General features: G+C 63.0%; 18 protein-coding genes, 1 tRNA gene and 1 pseudogene. 9 read left to right on the forward strand and 11 right to left on the reverse strand.

Features of this window, described 5'->3' with window-relative positions; all coding sequences use genetic code 11:
* Positions 1-29: 29 nt before the first annotated feature.
* The 8 genes from AC1DPX_RS33325 (at position 30) to AC1DPX_RS33360 (ending at position 8,301) form a co-directional block, all read left to right on the forward strand.
* On the forward strand, positions 30-959 hold the full coding sequence (locus AC1DPX_RS33325; RefSeq protein ID WP_202354430.1) for a DUF2182 domain-containing protein: 930 nt from the start codon (positions 30-32) through the stop codon (positions 957-959).
* 14 nt (positions 960-973) lie between these two features.
* Entirely contained in the window at positions 974-1,588 is a 615-nt protein-coding gene (locus AC1DPX_RS33330; RefSeq protein ID WP_095788751.1) for a DUF1326 domain-containing protein, read from the forward strand.
* Between the two features lie 23 nt (positions 1,589-1,611).
* Positions 1,612-2,418, forward strand: coding sequence for a phosphatidylcholine synthase (gene pcsA, locus AC1DPX_RS33335; RefSeq protein WP_477242212.1), 807 nt, complete (start codon positions 1,612-1,614; stop codon positions 2,416-2,418).
* 28 nt (positions 2,419-2,446) lie between these two features.
* Positions 2,447-3,424 (forward strand): quinone oxidoreductase family protein, encoded by a 978-nt coding sequence (locus AC1DPX_RS33340; RefSeq protein ID WP_477242142.1) that lies wholly within the window; start codon positions 2,447-2,449, stop codon positions 3,422-3,424.
* A 133-nt stretch (positions 3,425-3,557) separates the two neighbouring features.
* Positions 3,558-5,135 (forward strand): ABC transporter ATP-binding protein, encoded by a 1,578-nt coding sequence (locus AC1DPX_RS33345; protein ID WP_477242214.1) that lies wholly within the window; start codon positions 3,558-3,560, stop codon positions 5,133-5,135.
* The gene (locus AC1DPX_RS33350) at positions 5,132-6,262 is read left to right on the forward strand and encodes an ABC transporter permease (protein ID WP_202354432.1); all 1,131 of its coding nucleotides are present in this window, start codon (positions 5,132-5,134) and stop codon (positions 6,260-6,262) included. The genes AC1DPX_RS33345 and AC1DPX_RS33350 overlap by 4 nt, the downstream gene beginning before the upstream one ends.
* Positions 6,262-7,182: an ABC transporter permease gene (locus tag AC1DPX_RS33355; RefSeq protein WP_202354433.1), complete on the forward strand. Its 921-nt coding sequence runs from the start codon at positions 6,262-6,264 to the stop codon at positions 7,180-7,182. The genes AC1DPX_RS33350 and AC1DPX_RS33355 overlap by 1 nt, the downstream gene beginning before the upstream one ends.
* A 51-nt stretch (positions 7,183-7,233) precedes the next feature.
* Complete coding sequence (locus AC1DPX_RS33360) at positions 7,234-8,301, forward strand: BMP family ABC transporter substrate-binding protein (RefSeq protein ID WP_069092151.1); 1,068 nt, start codon at positions 7,234-7,236, stop codon at positions 8,299-8,301.
* Between the two features lie 71 nt (positions 8,302-8,372).
* Here the strand turns inward: AC1DPX_RS33360 and rimO are convergent, their stop codons facing one another.
* The 8 genes from rimO to AC1DPX_RS33400 all read right to left on the reverse strand — a co-directional run bounded on the left by rimO (position 8,373) and on the right by AC1DPX_RS33400 (position 15,763).
* Positions 8,373-9,686, reverse strand: a complete 1,314-nt coding sequence (gene rimO / locus AC1DPX_RS33365; RefSeq protein WP_477242144.1) for a 30S ribosomal protein S12 methylthiotransferase RimO — start codon at positions 9,684-9,686, stop codon at positions 8,373-8,375.
* Positions 9,687-9,850: 164 nt separating this feature from the next.
* Entirely contained in the window at positions 9,851-10,537 is a 687-nt protein-coding gene (locus tag AC1DPX_RS33370) for a TerC family protein (RefSeq protein WP_202354435.1), read from the reverse strand.
* Positions 10,538-10,722: 185 nt separating this feature from the next.
* Positions 10,723-11,130 (reverse strand): DUF930 domain-containing protein, encoded by a 408-nt coding sequence (locus AC1DPX_RS33375; protein ID WP_010909428.1) that lies wholly within the window; start codon positions 11,128-11,130, stop codon positions 10,723-10,725.
* Between the two features lie 56 nt (positions 11,131-11,186).
* Positions 11,187-11,885: a DUF2161 domain-containing phosphodiesterase gene (locus tag AC1DPX_RS33380; RefSeq protein ID WP_477242146.1), complete on the reverse strand. Its 699-nt coding sequence runs from the start codon at positions 11,883-11,885 to the stop codon at positions 11,187-11,189.
* 66 nt (positions 11,886-11,951) lie between these two features.
* Entirely contained in the window at positions 11,952-12,758 is an 807-nt protein-coding gene (locus AC1DPX_RS33385; protein WP_202354437.1) for an alpha/beta fold hydrolase, read from the reverse strand.
* 143 nt (positions 12,759-12,901) lie between these two features.
* Positions 12,902-13,699 (reverse strand): sterol desaturase family protein, encoded by a 798-nt coding sequence (locus AC1DPX_RS33390; RefSeq protein WP_477242148.1) that lies wholly within the window; start codon positions 13,697-13,699, stop codon positions 12,902-12,904.
* A gap of 417 nt (positions 13,700-14,116) precedes the next feature.
* Positions 14,117-14,647 carry a hypothetical protein gene (locus AC1DPX_RS33395; RefSeq protein ID WP_069092147.1) on the reverse strand — a complete coding sequence of 177 codons (531 nt, stop codon included), beginning with the start codon at positions 14,645-14,647 and terminating at the stop codon, positions 14,117-14,119.
* Positions 14,648-14,890: 243 nt separating this feature from the next.
* The gene (locus AC1DPX_RS33400; RefSeq protein ID WP_477242150.1) at positions 14,891-15,763 is read right to left on the reverse strand and encodes a LysR family transcriptional regulator; all 873 of its coding nucleotides are present in this window, start codon (positions 15,761-15,763) and stop codon (positions 14,891-14,893) included.
* A gap of 114 nt (positions 15,764-15,877) precedes the next feature.
* Here AC1DPX_RS33400 and AC1DPX_RS33405 point away from each other — a divergent pair, with 114 nt between their 5' ends.
* Entirely contained in the window at positions 15,878-17,299 is a 1,422-nt protein-coding gene (locus tag AC1DPX_RS33405; protein ID WP_477242152.1) for an MFS transporter, read from the forward strand.
* A gap of 103 nt (positions 17,300-17,402) precedes the next feature.
* Here the strand turns inward: AC1DPX_RS33405 and AC1DPX_RS33410 are convergent.
* The 3 genes and pseudogenes from AC1DPX_RS33410 to AC1DPX_RS33420 all read right to left on the reverse strand — a co-directional run bounded on the left by AC1DPX_RS33410 (position 17,403) and on the right by AC1DPX_RS33420 (position 18,286).
* Positions 17,403-17,492 (reverse strand) — tRNA-Ser (locus tag AC1DPX_RS33410).
* 73 nt (positions 17,493-17,565) lie between these two features.
* Positions 17,566-17,925, reverse strand: a pseudogene (locus tag AC1DPX_RS33415) (tyrosine-type recombinase/integrase); the annotation flags it as partial.
* Positions 17,926-18,049: 124 nt separating this feature from the next.
* Complete coding sequence (locus AC1DPX_RS33420; protein WP_477242154.1) at positions 18,050-18,286, reverse strand: hypothetical protein; 237 nt, start codon at positions 18,284-18,286, stop codon at positions 18,050-18,052.
* Between the last annotated feature and the right edge of the window lie 78 nt (positions 18,287-18,364).

Below are 18,364 nucleotides of genomic sequence, written 5' to 3' on the forward strand. Positions count from 1 at the left end.
GGCCAGTCGATAAGCATATAGGTCAGTTCATGCGGCTTGATCAACGCGGCGATTCGGCCCATTCGGGTATCATGACCGGCCACCAGGACGATTTCAGCCATCTCGACCGCGCCGGCCGCGCCACGGCTGACATCACGCGCAACCCACGTTTGACGGTCAATATCGTCGTCGGCGTAAGCATTCTGCTCGCCTGGCTGTTGTTGGCCACGATGGCGATTCGTGGCGCCGAGGCCGGGGGCAGCATGCCCGGCGACACTTTTCTGCGCGATCTGCCGCAGTTGCCGCTGCCCGATTTCCTGGAACGGTTCTTCGTGCTCTGCCTGTCGCCGGCGACGCTGGATGCCAGCGTCGTCCCGCGTGCCCTGGCGCTGATCCTGATGTGGTTCCTGATGGCGATCGCCGCAATGCTGCCATCCGCGGCACCGATGATCCGCACCTATTGCGAGATCGCCGATACGGCCCGGATCAAGGGCGAGCCGGTCGTCCATCCGCTGATGCTCGTTGCCGGCTATCTCGGCGTTTGGCTCGCCGCCTCGATGCTGTTTTCGGCACTAACGCTCTTCGTGCACGCATTCGCCGCGTCGGGTGAAATCTACGATCCGCTGCTTGGCATTGCCGGCGCGCTCGCACTGCTGGTCGCTGGCCTTTATCAGTTCAGCGGCCTCAAGGAAGCTTGCCTGACGAAATGCCGCAATCCGTTCTCGATCCTGTTTTCGAACTGGAGCACCAGACCGATCCGCGTCTTCCGCCTTGGCGCCGCGCAAGGCATCTGGTGCCTCGGCTGCTGCTGGGCGCTGATGCTGGTTATGTTCGCCGTCGGTGTGATGAACATCTTCTGGATGGCGCTGATCGGCCTGTTCACCCTGATCGAAAAACAGACCACGGGACGTCTTCCAACCCGGCTGGCCGGTGCGATACTGCTTGTCTGGGCAGCCGCGCTGCTAGTAATCTCGCTGTGAGTGGGGGAACTTCAATGACAGATCAGGGCTGGGCGATGAAAGGAGAGCTCGTACTCTCCTGCAATTGCACGGTTTTTTGCCCCTGCGTGCTGTCGCTTGGCAGTCACCCTCCGACCGAGGGCTATTGCCAGACCTGGGCGGGCTTCCGTATCGATGCCGGCCATTTCGGCGAGGTCGATCTGTCCGGCCTCAATCTTGGGCTGATCATGGAAATCCCCGGCTACATGAGCCGCGGCAACTGGACCGCCGGCCTCTTCATCGACAAACGCGCCTCGATCTACGCGGTCAAGGCCTTGACGAAGATCTTCACCGGCAAGGCCGGCGGAACCACGTCGCTGCTATCGATCCTGGTCGGAAAATTCCTGGGTGTCGAACAGGTGCCGATCACCTATGAGACACGGGACAAGACGCGTATCTTCCAGATACCGAAGATCATCGATGGCGCCGTCACCCCAATCGCGGGCAAGGATCGCGAGAAGGATACGGTGATCACCAATTCGGAATACTGGATTGCGCCGGAGATCATCGTGGCGAGGTCCGACAAGAGCAAGATGCGAGCCTTTGGCCGCAACTGGAATTTTGCCGGCCGCTCGGCCGAAATCTGCAAGCTGGATTGGCGGGGCCCGTGAGCAAGAACACATCGGCCAGGAACATGGCGGCACGGAAAGCCGCCAAGAAGATCACGGACCGGATTCCGCGACCGAAGAAGAAGGTCACCTGGCCGCAGGCGAGGGCGTTCTCGGTCCATCTGCTGACGGCGTCAGGCTCGTTCCTTGCCTTCCTGTCGCTGGTGGCGGCGAGTGAGGAACGCTGGACGGCGATGTTCTGGTGGCTCGGCCTGGCGCTGTTCGTCGACGGCATCGACGGACCCATCGCCAGGAAGCTCGAGGTCAAGGAAATCCTGCCGACCTGGTCGGGCGAACTGCTCGACAACATCATCGACTACGTGACCTATGTGCTGATCCCGGCCTTCGCGCTCTACCAGCGCGGCTTCATGGGCGAGGGCCTGTCGTTCCTGTCGGCGGCGATCATCGTCGTCTCCAGCGCGATCTATTATGCCGACACCGGCATGAAGACGAAGGAGAATTTCTTCAAGGGATTCCCTGTTGTCTGGAACATGGTGGTGTTCACGCTGTTCGTCATCGAACCGGGACAATGGRTGTCGTTCGCGGTGGTGGTGGTGGCCGGCATTCTGACGTTCGTCCCGATCAATTTCATTCATCCGGTGCGGGTCGTGCGGCTGCGGCCCATCAATCTCACAATGACCCTTTTGTGGTGTGCCTTCGGTGCGCTTGCACTCGCACAGGCGGCGCTCGCCGCCTTCTACGACCAGATCGGCGTCCTGGGCGAACAGGTCAGCACTTTCATCAAGATCGGCATCACCATTACCGGGCTCTACCTGGCCTGCATCGGTGGCATCATGCAGTTCTTTCCAAATCTCGGCGCCAAAAAGGCCTGACCAGCCGCTCCCAGAGGAATCTCAATCCATGTCCAAAGCCATCCGCATCCACGCCCATGGCGGCCCGGAAGTTCTGACCTATGAGGACACCGAACCCGGCCGGCCTGGTTCCGGACAGATCCTGGTCCGGCATACGGCCATCGGCCTCAACTTCATCGATGTCTATCATCGCTCCGGTCTCTATCCGCCGCCCGGCGGTTTTCCGCTCATTCCCGGCAGCGAAGCCGCCGGCGTCGTGCTGGAGGTCGGTGAGGGCGTCGACTGGCTGAAGCCGGGTGATCGGATCGCCTATTCGACTGGTGTCGGTGCCTATGCCGAGCAACGCGTCATCGCCGCCAGCCTCATGGTGAAGATTCCAGAGGGCATCAGCGACGAGCAGGCGGCCGCGATGATGCTGAAAGGCATGACATCAGAATATTTGCTGCGCCGGACCTTCAAGGTGAAGGCGGGCGACACGATCCTGTTCCATGCGGCGGCCGGCGGCGTCGGGCTCATTCTGGGCCAGTGGGCGAAGCATCTGGGCGCAACCGTCATCGGCACGGCAAGCTCGACCGACAAGATCGAGCTCGCCAAGGCGCATGGTTTCGACCATGTCATCAATTACAGGGAGCAGGACTTCGTCGCCGGCGTCGCGGCCATCACCGGCGGCAAGAAATGCGACGTCGTCTACGATTCGGTGGGCAATGACACGTTCCCGGCCTCGCTCGACTGCCTGAAGCCGCTCGGCATGTTCGTCAGTTTCGGTCAGTCATCGGGACCGATCCCGCCCTTCTCGATGTCGTTGCTGGCGCAGAAAGGCTCGCTGTTCGTCACCAGGCCGACGCTGTTCGTCTACAACGCAAAACGCGAGGACCTCGATGCCTCCGCGGCCGCGCTGTTCGAGGTGGTGCTCAGCGGCGCCGTCAAGATCCAGATCAACCAGCGCTATGCGCTGAAGGATGCGGGCAAGGCGCATGCCGACCTCGAGGGTCGCAGGACCACGGGGACGACCATTCTCATCCCTTAGTCCCGCCAGGCTTGCTATCCCTTGAATTTCCGCTGAAATTCTTGAAGCTCTTTCAAGACGCGTGCCGCTTTCCGTTGAGAGCCGGCGGCGCCTACCATGCTTGCGGGAACACAGAACATATCTGGTGAACCAGATGGGAGGCACTGTGAGTGCAAATCATGATGGGGCGAACCTGCTCGAGGTTCGCGGCCTGACCAAGATATTCGGCACGTTGACGGCGTGCGACCATATCGACCTCAACATCGCCAAGGGTGAAATCCACGCGCTGCTCGGCGAGAACGGCGCCGGCAAGTCGACGCTGGTCAAGATGCTGTTCGGCTCGCTGGAGCCCAATTCCGGCGAGATTTTCTGGAACGGCCAGGCTGTGCGGATCACCAGCCCGGGTTCTGCCAAGAAACTCGGCATCGGCATGGTGTTCCAGCATTTTTCGCTATTCGAGGCGCTGACCGCGGCCGAGAACATCGCGCTGTCGCTCGATGACGGCTCGCCGATCAGCAGCATCGCCGCGAAGGCGAGGGCGCTTTCCTACAGCTATGGCCTGCCGCTCGATCCGGACTCGCTTGTCGGCGATCTGTCGGTCGGCGAACGCCAGCGCATCGAGATCATCCGCTGCCTGCTGCAGACACCGCAACTCATCATCCTTGACGAGCCGACCTCGGTGCTGACGCCGCAGGAAGCCGACAAGCTGTTCGAGACGCTGGAGCGGCTGCGCTCGGAAGGCAAATCGATCCTCTACATTTCGCACCGGCTGGAAGAGGTCAAACGCATCTGCGACCGTGCCACCGTGTTGCGGCATGGCAAGGTGGTCGGTCACTGCAACCCGCGCGAGGAGACCGCCTCCTCGCTCGCCCGCATGATGGTCGGCAACGAGGTGCAGGCCGTGGTGCGGGCGCCGGTGGCGGGGATCGAAACCGCACAGCCGCTGCTCGAAATCCGAGGTCTCACCCGCAAGCCGGCGACGCCGTTCTCCATTCCGCTCAAGAACATCAGCCTCAATGTCCGCGCCGGCGAGGTGATCGGCATTGCCGGTGTCGCCGGCAACGGCCAGGGCGAATTCTTCGAATCCGTCTCCGGCGAAGTGTTGCAACAGGATGCCGCCTCGGTGCGCATCCGCGGCAAGGATGCCGGCGGCCTCACCATCACCGGACGGCGCCTGCTGGGCGCCGCCTTCGTGCCGGAAGAGCGCCTCGGCCATGGTGCCGCACCGCGCATGAAACTCTCGGAAAACCTGCTTCTGTCGCGCCATGCCACCGACGGCAAGGCTTTTGTCGGCGCCGGCGGGATGGTCAAGAGCGGCGCCATCTACGCTGCCTCCCAACGTATCATCGAGGCGATGGACGTGCGCAAGAGCGCGCCGGATCCGGAAGCGGCGGCACTGTCCGGCGGAAACCTGCAGAAATTCATCGTCGGCCGCGAACTCGACCGGCGGCCAAGCGTCATGGTGGTGAACCAGCCGACCTGGGGCGTCGACGCCGGCGCCGCCGCCCATATCCGGCAGGCGCTGATCGAGCTGTCGCGCAGCGGATCGGCGGTGCTGGTGATCAGCCAGGATCTCGACGAGCTGTTCGAAATATCGGACGCGATCGCGGTCATGCACAATGGCGAACTGTCCAAGCCGATGCCGATCGCCGAAGCGACCTTCGAGAAGGTCGGCCTGCTGATGGGCGGCGCCGAACCCGGCCACGCCGAACACACGCTGGAGACGGCATGATGCGCCTCGAACTCGTCAAACGCCCGCAGCGCTCCGCGCTGTTTTCGGCCCTGTCACCGTTCATCGCCTTCGCGCTGACGATCATCGCCGGGGCCATCATGTTCGCGCTGCTCGGGGTCAACCCGTTGACCGCGTTCCGGATCTATTTCGTCGAACCGGTCAGCCAGGTCTGGCAGCTGCATGAGCTGGCGATCAAGGCGGCACCGCTGATCCTGATCGCGGTCGGCCTGTCGGTCTGCTACAAGGCCAACATCTGGAACATCGGCGCCGAGGGCCAGTTCGTCTTCGGCGCCATCTTCGGCTCGGCCATTCCGGTGCTGTTTCCGCAATTCGAAGGGCCGCTGGTGCTGCCGCTGATGCTTTTGCTCGGCATGGTCGGCGGTGCGGCCTACGCGGCAATCCCCGCGTTTCTGAAGACCCGTTTCAACACCAACGAGATCCTGACCAGCCTCATGCTGGTCTATGTGGCCCAGCTCTTCCTCGACTGGCTGGTGCGCGGCCCCTGGCGCGATCCGCAGGGCCATGGTTTCCCACAGACGATCCAGTTCGGCGACTCCGCCGTGCTGCCTGAGTTGATGCCGGATGCCGGACGCGCCAATTGGGGCTTTGTCTTTGCGCTGGTTGCCGCGGTGCTAATCTCGATCCTGATGGGCAGCATGCTCAAGGGCTTCGAGGTGCGCGTGCTGGGCTCCAGCCCGCGGGCAGGGCGCTTCGCCGGCTTCGGCCTCAACCGCATGGTGTTCTTCGCCTTCCTGCTGTCGGGTGCGCTGGCCGGCCTTGCCGGCATTTCGGAAGTCTCCGGCGCCATCGGGCAATTGCAGCCGGTGATCTCGCCCGGTTACGGCTTCACCGCCATCATCGTGGCGTTCCTCGGCCGCCTCAATCCGCTCGGCATCATCGCCGCCGGCCTCGTACTGGCGTTGACCTATCTCGGCGGTGAGGCGGTGCAAAGCGCGCTCGGCATTTCCGACAAGGTGGCGCGGGTGTTCCAGGGCATGCTTTTGTTCTTCGTGCTCGGCTGCGACACGCTCATCCACTACCGCATCCGCCTGATCGGCCTGGCGCTGACGAAACAAGAAGGCGCGGCAAAGCTCGAAGCCGCGCCGAAGTTGAAGGAAGCCCGCTGATGGACATCACCGTCAACATCCTCCTGACCATCGCAACCGCCGCCACGCCGCTGTTGATCGCGGCGATCGGCGAACTGGTGGTCGAGCGCTCCGGCGTGCTCAATCTCGGTGTCGAAGGCATGATGATCATGGGCGCGGTCGGCGGCTTCGGGGCCGGCTATCTGACCGGCTCGCCCTGGATCGGCCTTTTGGCGGCGATCGCCATGGGGGCGGTGTTCTCACTGCTGTTTGCCGTCATGACGCTGTCGCTGGCCACCAACCAGGTGGCGACCGGCCTGTCGCTGACGCTGCTCGGCCTGGGCCTCTCCGGCATGATCGGCACCAGCTTCGTCGGCCAGCCCGGTGTCAGGCTGCCCAATCTCGACATTCCCGGCCTGAGCTCCATCCCGGTCGTCGGCAAGCTGCTGTTCGGCCAGGATCCGGTGTTCTACATCTCGATCGCGCTGACCGCCGCCGTCATGTGGTTCCTGTTCAAGACGCGCACCGGCCTCACGCTGCGCTCGATCGGCGACAGTCACACCTCGGCGCATGCGCTCGGCATCAAGGTCATCCGCTACCGCTATCTGGCGGTGATCTTCGGCGGCGCCTGCGCCGGTCTGGCCGGCGGCCATCTGTCGCTGGTCTACACGCCGCAATGGGTCGAGAACATGACCGCGGGCCGCGGCTGGATCGCGCTGGCGCTCGTGGTGTTCGCGTCGTGGCGGCCGTGGCGGGTGCTGGCTGGCGCCTACATCTTCGGCGCGGTGTGGATAGGCCAGCTTCATGCACAGGCTTTTGGCATTCCGGTGCCCTCGCAGATGCTTTCTTCTCTGCCCTATCTGGCAACCGTCGTGGTTCTCGTTCTAATCTCGCGCAACAAGCGTCTGACGATGATGAACACGCCGGCATCCCTGGGGCAGCCATTCGTTCCGGATCGTTGACAAAAACAAAAAGACGGGAAGCTCCAAGGCTTAACACAGAGAGGTAACACGATGAAAAAACTGCTTATTGCCCTGATGACGACGACAGCGGCATTGTCGCTGGCCGCGTCCGCGGAGGCTGCCGACAAGTTGAAGGCCTGCTGGGTCTATACCGGCCCGATCGGCGATTTCGGCTATTCCTACCAGCACGACCAGGGCCGGCTCGAAGTCGAGAAGGCGCTCGGTGACAAGGTCGAGACCGCCTATCTGGAGAATGTCTCCGAAGGTCCCGACGCCGACCGTGCTTTCGAGCGCCTGGCGCGCGAAGGCTGCAAGCTCATCTTCGGCACCTCGTTCGGCTTCATGGATGCCGAAGTGAAGGTCGCCAAGAAGTTTCCGAAAGTGATGTTCGAGCACGCCACCGGCTACAAGACCGGTGACAATCTCGGCATCTACAATGCCCGCTTCTATGAAGGCCGTTACGTGCTCGGCCAGATCGCCGCCAAGGAATCGAAATCCGGCGTCGCCGGCTACATCGTCTCTTTCCCGATTCCCGAAGTGGTGATGGGCATCAACTCCTTCATGCTCGGCGCGCAGTCGATCAACCCGAACTTCAAGGCCAAGATCGTCTGGGTAAATTCGTGGTTCGATCCGGGCAAGGAAGCCGACGCCGCCAAGGCGCTGTTCGACCAGGGCGCCGACATCATCGTCCAGCACACCGATTCGACCGCCGCGCTGCAGGTGGCCGAGGAGCGCAAGTTGCACGGCTTCGGCCAGTCGTCCGACATGATCAAGTTCGCGCCGAATGCGCAGCTGACCTCGTTGACCGACGAATGGGGGCCCTACTACATCAGCCGCGTGCAGGCAGCCATCGACGGCACCTGGAAGCCGGACAATGTCTGGCTCGGCATCAAGGACGGCGCGGTCAAGCTCGCGCCCTACACCAACATGCCCGACGACGTGAAGGCGATGGCCGAGGCGACCGAGAAGAAGATCGCCGGCGGCTGGAACCCCTTCACCGGACCGATCGCCAAGCAGGACGGGTCGGCGTGGCTGAAGGACGGTGAAGTGGCCGACGACGGCACGCTGCTCGGCATGAACTTCTACGTGAAGGGCGTCGACGACAAGCTGCCGCAGTAAACTGCGCACCCGAATAGGAAAGGGCGCCGCGAGGCGCCCTTTTCATTTGTCTGGAGAAACCGACTGAAGGCTCAGACAGCCGAACCGTAGAGGTCATAGGCGTCGGCACGGTCGATCCTGACGGTGACGATGTCGCCTTGGCGCAGCGGACGGCGCGACTGGATGTGGACCGAGCCGTCGATCTCCGGCGCATCATATTTGGTGCGGCCCTTTGCCGAGGTGCCGTGCGCCTCGTCGATCAGCACCGGCAGGCGCTTACCGACTTTCTTTGCGAGCTGCGTCGCCGAAATCTTCTGCTGGCGCTGCATGAAGCGGTGCCAGCGTGCTTCCTTGATGTCCTGCGGCACCTGCTCGAGGCCGAGATCGTTGGAACGGGCGCCCTTGACCGGTTCGTATTTGAAGCAGCCGGCGCGATCGATCTTGGCCTCGTCCAGCCAGTCGAGCAGCATCTCGAAATCCTCGTCCGTCTCGCCAGGGAAGCCGACGATGAAGGTCGAGCGGATGGCAAGGTCAGGGCACACGTCGCGCCAGCCGCGAATGCGCTCCAGTGTCTTTTCGCCATGCGCCGGCCGGCGCATGTTCTTCAGCACCTGTGGCGAAGCATGCTGGAACGGGATGTCGAGATAGGGGAGGATTTTTCCTTCGGCCATCAGCGGGATGACATCGGCGACATGCGGGTAGGGGTAGACATAGTGCATGCGCACCCAGATGCCGAGCTTGCCCAGTTCCTCCGACAGATCGAGGAATTTCGCACGCACTTCACGGTCGCCGAACATCGACGTCTGGTACTTGATGTCGATGCCGTAGGCGCTCGTGTCCTGCGAGATGACGAGCAGTTCCTTGACGCCGGCCTTGGCCAGTTTTTCGGCCTCGCGCAGCACATCTGCCGCCGGGCGCGAAACGAGGTCGCCACGCAGTGCGGGGATGATGCAGAAGGTGCAGCGGTTGTTGCAGCCTTCCGAGATCTTGAGATAAGCATAGTGGCGCGGTGTCAGCTTGACACCCTGCGGCGGCAGCAGGTCGACATAGGGATCGTGCGAGGGAGGCGCCGCCTCATGCACGGCTGCCATGACGCTCTCATAGGCCTGCGGCCCGGTGATCGCCAGCACGTTGGGGTGCTTCTCGCGGATGACGTCCGGCTCGGCGCCGAGGCAGCCGGTGACGATGACCCTGCCGTTCTCCGAAAGCGCCGAACCGATGGCATTGAGCGACTCGTCGCGGGCGGAGTCCAGGAAACCGCAGGTGTTGACGACGACGAGATCGGCGCCGTCATGCTTGCGGGCGATCTCATAGCCTTCGGCGCGCAGGCGCGTGATGATGCGCTCGGAATCCACGAGCGCCTTCGGGCATCCAAGGCTGACGAAACTGACGCGAGGGGCGGACATAGGCAAGTTTCCAATGGGGGCACGGGCCGAAACGCTGGTCCGGCCTCAAATCGCTGTAAATGTCGGTCTGTGGCGCATGGCAGGAGCCAATACGCGCGGCGCAATAGCACGGGTTGCGCAATCAAGCAAACCGGCCGGCGGGCTGGTCCGCGCCATCAGGGAGCTCAGTGGCCTCCGGATCCGAACCAGGGCGCCAGGAAAGCGAAGTGCTCGGGGAATTGCTGCACGGCTCCGTCAAGCAGCATCTTGACCGCGACATAGAGGATGATTGCCAGGCCGATATAGGCAATCCAGCGGTATTTGTGCAGCAGGCGCGCGACGAACGACGCGGCAAAGCCCATCAAGGCGATCGACAGGGCCAATCCGATGATCAGCACCGTCGGATGGTTCATGGCCGCGCCCGCCACGGCCAGGACATTGTCGAGCGACATCGACACGTCGGCGATGACGATCTGCCAGGCTGCCTGGGAGAAGGTCTTGCCGGATCCCTTGCCGCCAATGACCCCGTCCTTGTCGAAATCGCCATTCGACAGCGCTTCGGTCGCGTTGCGCTCGTCATCGTGGCTGACGCGCAATTCGCGCCACATCTTCCAGCACACCCACAGCAAAAGCAGGCCGCCGGCGATCAGCAGCATTGGGCCGATGGTCAGCAGCCATTGCGTGATCAGGGCGAAGAAAATGCGCAGCACGGTGGCCGCCGCGATGCCGACGAGGATGGCACGCTTGCGCTGGGCGGCCGGCAGGCCGGCCGCGGCGAGGCCGATGACGATGGCATTGTCGCCCGCGAGCGCAAGGTCGATGGCGATGACCTGGAGAAGAGCCGATAAGCCCGCGGCGGTAAATATTTCCATCGACCTGGAAGCCCTTCGCCGAGTGTTCGTTGTCGAATGTCCAGACGGGCCTAAAGGCATGGTCCGCTGGCGTCAAGACGCAGCGACAGACAACACTGGAAAACCACTTTCGTGGCAGGGGTATAACAGGGGATTCTCAGCCGCGGCCGGCTCGTGGGCCGAAGCCAAACCAAGTCCGCGAAAAACTAATCGTAGAGATTGTACTTCGCCCAGTCGGCTTCCGGAATTTCGTCGCCGATCCGGTAGCGCAGCTGCAGGACGTCCATATGGTCCGGCCCGGTCTGGCACTTGAATTTCAGCCGATACCACTGTCCCTTGCTGCGGAACGCCGCACCCGGACTCCTGATCGCATCAGCGCTCATCTCGGGCGTCGCGAAGGCGTAGGCGACGACCCGGTCGGCCTTGAACTTGCGGTCATCGTGCGTGATCCTGTCCAGGACTTCGGCATCGCAGCGCTGTTCGAGGCGTGTCTGCGGATCAAGTTTCATCAGCCCGGCACGCAAAGCATTGTCCATTGCGCTGGCCGGGAAAGCCAGCGTCAGCGACGCAATGGCCATCATGCATAGTGTCTTCATGGGCGGGACAAGCAGCATGTTTTGTCTGAAAAATCAACCAAGAGGGCCGCTTCATGCTCAGCAAGCCCTGGCATTCAGGGGGTCGACGCAATCAAAATCTCGTGTCGGACATCATCGAGCGGGGTCTGCGGCCAACGGATCAGCGAGGCGCGGCCGGCATCGGTGAGATCGTAGAGGCCGCGGTCGACGCGCGCAAACCAGCCATAGACATTGTGCTGCAGGATCTTCGGCGCGATCGGCGTCAAGGCCTTGAGATCGCGCGGCCGTTTGGGGCCGTCGATAAGCGCGGCGGCGCAGGTGAGAGCGCTCTGGCGGTAGGCGGTCATGATCGGATTGCGCGACCCTCCACCGGCGACGGGATCGCCGCGGCGGCGCTGATGCTCGTCGACAAGACGGGATCGCCGCCGTGCGTTCCTGCGCGGCTCCGGCGCGGCGGGACTGACAAGCACCTCGACCTTGTCATTGGCTGTCACGCCAAGCACGCCGAAACCAAGGCGGCGGCAGAGATTGCGGAACCGGGCATCGCTTTCACGCCCCTTGCCCCGCGCCGACGTGCGCGCCGCCAGCCAGACTTCGTCGCAAGCCGCCGCACGGTCGACGCCTTGCAGCACGAGTTCCAGATTGAACTGCAACTTCAATTCGCAGATGACGACCACCGGCGGCTCGCCGTCGCGCAGCGCGACGATGTCGCAGCCGCCGATTTCGCCCTTCACGACGAAGTCTAGACTTTCGAGGAACCGCTTCACCGGCGCGTAGAGTGAGGTCTCGTTCATGCCTTGAGGCTTAGCCGATTCGACGCAAAAAAGCCTTCCAGCTTCGGCGCGGGGCACCCAAAGCTCTCAAGAATGGAATTTTTCGAGGAAGGCCAGCAGCACGGTGTTGAACCGCCCGGGCCGCTGCAGCGGCGCGAAATGGCTGACGCCGGGCAGGATGACCAATTCCGATGCCGGGATGCTGCTTGCGAGATAACTCGCGTGCTCGTGTCTGATGAACTCGTCATGCTCGCTTTGAACGATTGCCACGGGCACGCGCGTGCCTGCCAGGTCGGCGGCGGTGTAGTTGGGTTCGGTTTTCATCATCAGGCCGACGGCTTTGACGAATGCGTCGAACTGATCCGGCGTCGCCGACAATGCGGCATAGTCCCTGGCGTGCCGGGCAAAACAGCGATCGATGACGGGACTGGGCTCGAATTCCCTGGTGCCGCTCGGGTCCATGTTGCAGCCGAAGAAGAACACGCCGGTGACGCGGTCGGCGGCTTTCATGCCAAGGATCAAGGCAACGCAGGCTCCGTCGCTCCAACCCACCATAGCCGCCTGCTTCAGGTGCAGCGTGTCCATCACGGCCAGGACATCGGAAGCCATCAGCTCGTATTTGTACGGCCGTTCGTCGCGGCTGCTGCGCCCGTGGCCGCGGCTGTCGATCACCACGACCCTATAGCCGGCCTTGGCCAGCGCGGGGACCTGAAATCCCCAATTGCCGCTGTGGCCGAGGCCGCCATGCAGCAAGATCACGGGAAGGCCGGCGCCAAAGCTGGCGTACCAGATTCTTGCGCCTTCATGCTCCACATGGCCTTCGTCCCTTGCGGCCGGCAGGGGTGTCGCGCCATGCGCTTCGAATTTCGCTAGGTCGTCGTCGTGATGGTCCATGCCGGGAAAGCCTCGAGGCGAACGCGCAGGACCTGCAATTATTGCCGGCATCAGCCAAAACCAAGCCGCGACGGAACGTCTGCTGCCACTTGGCGACACCACCAATCCGAGCGGCAAAAATCCTGCGCCGCCGGTGCCGGCCGTCAGGCTTTGGTGCTCGGCACCGGACGGTTCGATCGTTTCTCGTCCGGCATGAGCGGATAGCTGACTTGCCCGAAATAGCTGGCGGGGATCGGATCATCGACGCCGTATTTTTCCGGCACCTTGTCGCCGGTGGCATTGTAAGTGCCGAAGACCATGTCGAGGACAGGCAATTGCCCGGCGAAGTTCTTGTCGTATGCCTCGCGCTGGTTGGCGTGGTGCCAGCGATGGAACTGCGGGCTGGCGATCAGCCACTTCAAGGGGCCGAACGGAATCCGCAGGTTCGAATGAACAAGCAGCGTGTGCCAGAAGTAGATGACCGAAAAGACGGCGATCGAGGCTTCGGAGAAGCCGAGAAAAAAGATCGGCGTCAGCGACAATGCCTTGGTCAGGATGGCGTCGAACGGGTGGGAGTGGAAAGCGCCGAGCCAGTCCAGTTCCTCGATGCCGTGGTGCACCGCGTGGAATTTCCAAAGCGCGGGGATTTCGTGGAAGGCCCGGTGTGCCCAGTAGACGCCGATGTCGGTGATCAGGATGATTTCGGGAACCTGCAGCCAGACGGGCTGGCCGCCGACGGCCTGCGAAATTGATTGCGGAACGAGGATTGCGGCGGCTTCGAGTGTGTTGGCCGCGATCACAACGATGACCGCTTTTATGATGAGGCCATTGAACAGCACATAGATCAGGTCGACACCCAGGCCCTTGCGTAGGGCCTTCTGGGGCCGCTCGGCGAAAAGATGTTCGAACGGAATGAAGATCAACGCGCAGATCAACAGCCCCTTTATGCCAAATAAATCCATTCGCCCGCCTCTGTCGCCCGCCCTTGGCCAGCACCACTCACGTCCCAGCTTCCGGACAGAACCACATTTCTCCTTTCCAAAGGCTTGATGCCGGCGTCCGAGCCGCACGCATGGCCGGGCGATGGGATCGTGGCGCTTGTCACAGTGTCACACCGGCGTCGCAACCGGGCGATATGTGGGCAAGGCGCGGTCGACAAACGCAGCGCGTGCCGCGCGTCCTCCCAGGACTAACCCCTCCGGTTCCCTGCCGGTGGGGTTTTCTATTTCCATCTTGGCAGTCGCGAAATGTCCTTGCCACCGTGGCCTTCGGTCAGCACAGGACACCCCGCCATGGACGTTATGGCCGAGAGCTTGACCAACCGGACTTCCGTCCTTGAGGTGACCTGCCACCATAGAGGTGGCAGGTTCCGACCTGGACTATTTCACTGGAATCATCAGGTGCGCATAGGGCGTGTCGGGGAACATGACATATGGCTGTGTCTGATCCGGCTCGTGGGGATACAACGCCATTATGGTCGGGGCGTTCATGACCATTACGTGTGGGCCATCGTGTACCCATTTGCCGTCTGCGGGCGGCCTAGGGGCATAGGGATCGGCATTGCTCGCCGCATCGCCCCCCTTCAGCATGTAGGCGAAAGCGACCTTGCCTTCGGGCGGCGCGCTCTTGGACATGATCGCGTGCATCCACGCCATCCCGTTCTCATCTGTGCACATGGGATCGTCTGTGGGAGTGCCAGGGTCGTCAGGGATGCAAGTGAAGCCGTTCGTGCCCTTTCTGAGCGTCTTCATCTCCCAGTTCACGACAGCGGCGTTTTTGCCGACTGCCTCAGGTGCTGCCGAAATCGCATTCTCAATCAGTTGCTCATCGGTTTTGTCGGCTGCCACAGCGGCAGATACCCAAGCGACGGCAATAGATGCCAAAAACACACGGCTTGAATGGATGCGCATTGCTTACTCCCCTCGCGAGCGTCAGGGTGATCTGCGCGTCACAACGGTCAGCTCCCGCTCTTTGGAGTTGGCTGCTGCCCCATGCCTAGTGCGCGCCATTGAAGACCCTACTCCTATTCATGCACGAAACCTAATATGGCGATGCGAACGCATTAGCGGGTAGCTGATAAGAGGAGATATCCTCCGCAATCGGTAAGTTTCGGCGGCCATTGCCTGCCATGGTCCTTCAGCTGACGCACTCAGTCATCGTGTGGCCGGATCGAACGCCGCGACCAGTTCGCGGATCAGCGCCTGAATCCGCGCGGTCTTGTAAAGATCGGCATGAGCGACGAGCCAGACGTCGAAATCGGCCGAGCGGTCGGGCATGATCCGCACCAGCTCCGGCTCGGCGTCGGCGCGATAGCAGGGCAGTTCGGCAACGCCGATGCCGGCCGCCGTCGCCTCGACAAGGGTGACGGATGATGATGTGCGGAACACCACCTTGCCGGCGCCGGCCGGCTCTCCGCAAAGGGCGGAAGGCATCGTCGGCGCCACCGGCTGCTGGTACTCGACGAGATCGTGGCCCGCGAACCCGTTGCCGGAGGCTGGCGTGCCTCGCGCGGCGAGATAGGCACGGGAGGCATAGATTCCGGTTTTGAGCGTGGCGAGGCGGCGTACGATCAGATCGGGCGCGTCGGGCAGGATGGTGCGGATGGCGATGTCGGCCTCGCGCCGGGTTAGGCTGGCGACGTCCTGCGAGGTCAGGCAGACGACCTCGATGCCGGGATGTTCGGCGCGCATGCGGGCGATGGCCGGAATGACGAACCGCTTGCCGAGCGAGTCGGTCGTGGCCACCCGCACAGAGCCGATCAGCCGCTCGTCGATGCCCATTACCCGTCGCTCCATCTGGGCGACGGACCGCTCGATCGCTTCGGCCGGCTCGACCAGCGCTTCGCCGGCCGGCGTCAGCACATAAAGCGACGGCGTGCGAAGGAACAGCCGCGCGCCGAGTTCTTCCTCCAACGCGGCCAGCCGTCGGCCGACCGTCGCCTGATCGACGCGCATCCGCCGGGCGGCGCCGCGTAGCGTGCCCGCACGCGCAATTTCCAGGAAGAAGCGCGCATTGTCCCAGTTCATCGTGACCTCCCGGCGAAGCGAAGCGCGTGATGCATCCTTTCATCAGAGAAAGGCAGATATACTGCTTTATCGCATCGCATGCATTCCTAGATTTGGGCCTGCAGGAGATGTCCGATGACAGGATGCGATATACTGGAAGGCAACCACGCCGGTGCCTCCGGTCCCGATGACGAAGCAATCGCAGAGAGGCGGCGCAGGTTCACCCTGTGGCTCGTAGCCGGCGGCATGTTCATGGCGGTGCTCGACGCCACGATCGTCAACGTCGCTCTGCCGGCAATGCGCGCCGATCTCGATGCGACAGTCAGCGACCTCGCCTGGATCGTCGATGCCTACACGCTGAGCATGGCGGCGCTCATCCTCGCCGGAGGTGTTCTCGCGGATCGCTGGGGCGCGAAGCGCGTCTATCTCGCGGGGCTGGCCCTGTTCGTCGTCGCTTCCGCCTTGTGTGGCGCCGCCGGCACGGTCGCATGGCTTGTCGCGACCCGGCTGACGCAGGGCGTCGGGGCCGCCCTGTTCCTGCCGGCGTCGCTGGCCGTCGTGCGGGGAACCTTCGACGATGCCGACAAACGGGCGGGCGCGATCGCGACATGGGCCGGCATCGCCTCGGCCGCGGCGGCGATCGGGCCCGCGGCCGGAGGGTTGCTGGTTGGCAGCCTTGGCTGGCGCAGCGTCTTCCTCGTCAACGTGCCGGCGGGTTTGCTGGCATTTGGCCTGACGATTCGGATCGTGCGGCTCCGATCGACGCAGCGGATGAAGAGGTTCGACTGGGGCGGGCAACTCACCAGCATCGTCATGCTCGGCGCCCTCTGCTTCGCCGCGATCGAATTGCCGGAACGGGGCGGAGGTTCGTCCGCGGTCCGGCTTGCGGCGGCCATCGCCGTCGCCGCCACACTGTGCTGGTTCCTGATCGAGCGCCGCTCCCGCGATCCGATGGTCCCGCTCGTGTGGTTCCGCAACCCGGCCTTTCTTGCGGCCAACCTTGTGGGTTGCCTTGTCTATGTCGGCTATTTCGGAATGCTGTTCATCCTCAGCCTTTATCTGCACGGCGATTACGGGCTCGACGCCGGCCGAACCGGGCTTGCCTTGCTGCCGGTCGCGGCGAGCCTTTCGGTCGGCAATGTGATCGCGGGCAGGCTCCGGGCGAAAATGTCGCCGCAGCACCTCATCGCGGGCAGCCTTCTCCTCGCAGCCCTTTTCGCGCCCTTGGCGGCTTGGCTGCTGGGTGCTCATGCGTCATGGCCGGCTATCATCGGGACGCTTGCCATCTTCGGTGTGGGTACGTCCGCTTCCGTGCCGCCGGTGATCGCCACCGTTCTCGAGCAGGTTCCCGAGGCAGCGTCGGGCGTGGCATCCGGCCTGCTGAACGCACTGCGCCAGACCGGGAGCCTGCTCGGCGTCGCCGCCGCGAGCGCCGCTTCGACGCTGACGCCAAGCCTGCCCGCTGCGCTATGGATCGTCGCGGTGATGGCTGCGGCTGTCTACGCTGTCGCCGCAGGTTCGGCGATCGGCTGGATCCGCGCGCCCGCAAGACCGTGACCGGGTCGGCGCTTATGCTGGCGGGCTTAGTGCCGGCACTTCGGCTCAATTACGGAGTGCCGGACATCGCCAATATCGGGCCATGGAAGGAAACCGGTGGGGCTGGCGGAGGGAGTGGGATTCGAACCCACGGTGAACTTGCGCCCACGCCGGTTTTCAAGACCGGTGCCTTAAACCGCTCGGCCATCCCTCCAAGTAATTGCAATCATTGCGCTTTTCTCAATTCGCGAGAGGCCCAAGAATACCTCTTGCTACGCTGTTTGCAACTATCTGCCTTTTCGCTCGCTGCTTATAGCGGCCTGCAACGCGACGTCAACTTGCTCTGCTGCGTGCGCCTGCCTTCCTGGCATGACATGCGGGCAGCGGTCCAGCGTGATCCCGATGTTGGAATGGCCCAAGTGCTCGCTTGCAATCCTCGGATGAACGCCGGCTGAAAGCATCTGTGTCGCGTGCGTGTGCCGAAGGAATCGGATGTGGGGCAGGGAGGTCTTGCCAAGGACGCAGACGCACTCATAGGTGAGGGGTCGTGGTTGCAATGGCTGGCCGTCGACCTGGACTACGACGAAACTGTCAGCGTCCGAGCGAATGCCGATGCGCAACTGGCCCTGCCGCGCCCTGTGTGCCTTGAGTTCGGCGACAGTGCCGGCAGAGAGCGCTACCGTCCTGGCTCGGCCGCTCTTCGGCTCGTTGTATCGGCCCCATCGTCGGTTTGCTGTGCGAGAGGGGACTGGGCAGTGGTGGCCGCAGGGCTTAGCCGATTTGGGGCTTCCTTCGGGGCAAGCCGGCTATTGCTTTCGTCGGCCCACGATCATCGTCAGGGGCGGCCTCGGCTTTTGAACCCTGCGCAGCTTTGATCACGGCCTTGCGGCTGTTGCCGCATTTTAGAATCAACTCCCAGACCAGATCCGCAGTCAAACCGTTCTCTGAAGCGAAAGATTCGACCTGATGGTCGTGAATAGCATCATGCCAGGCCTTATAGCCGCCCATTTGGGCCTCCGCTCTAGGCGCCGCACGGCAAAGATATGCGCTCCTGCTAATACAAGGAACATGCGAACGAAGGACGTA

The organism is Mesorhizobium sp. 01N446 (genome assembly GCF_056399285.1).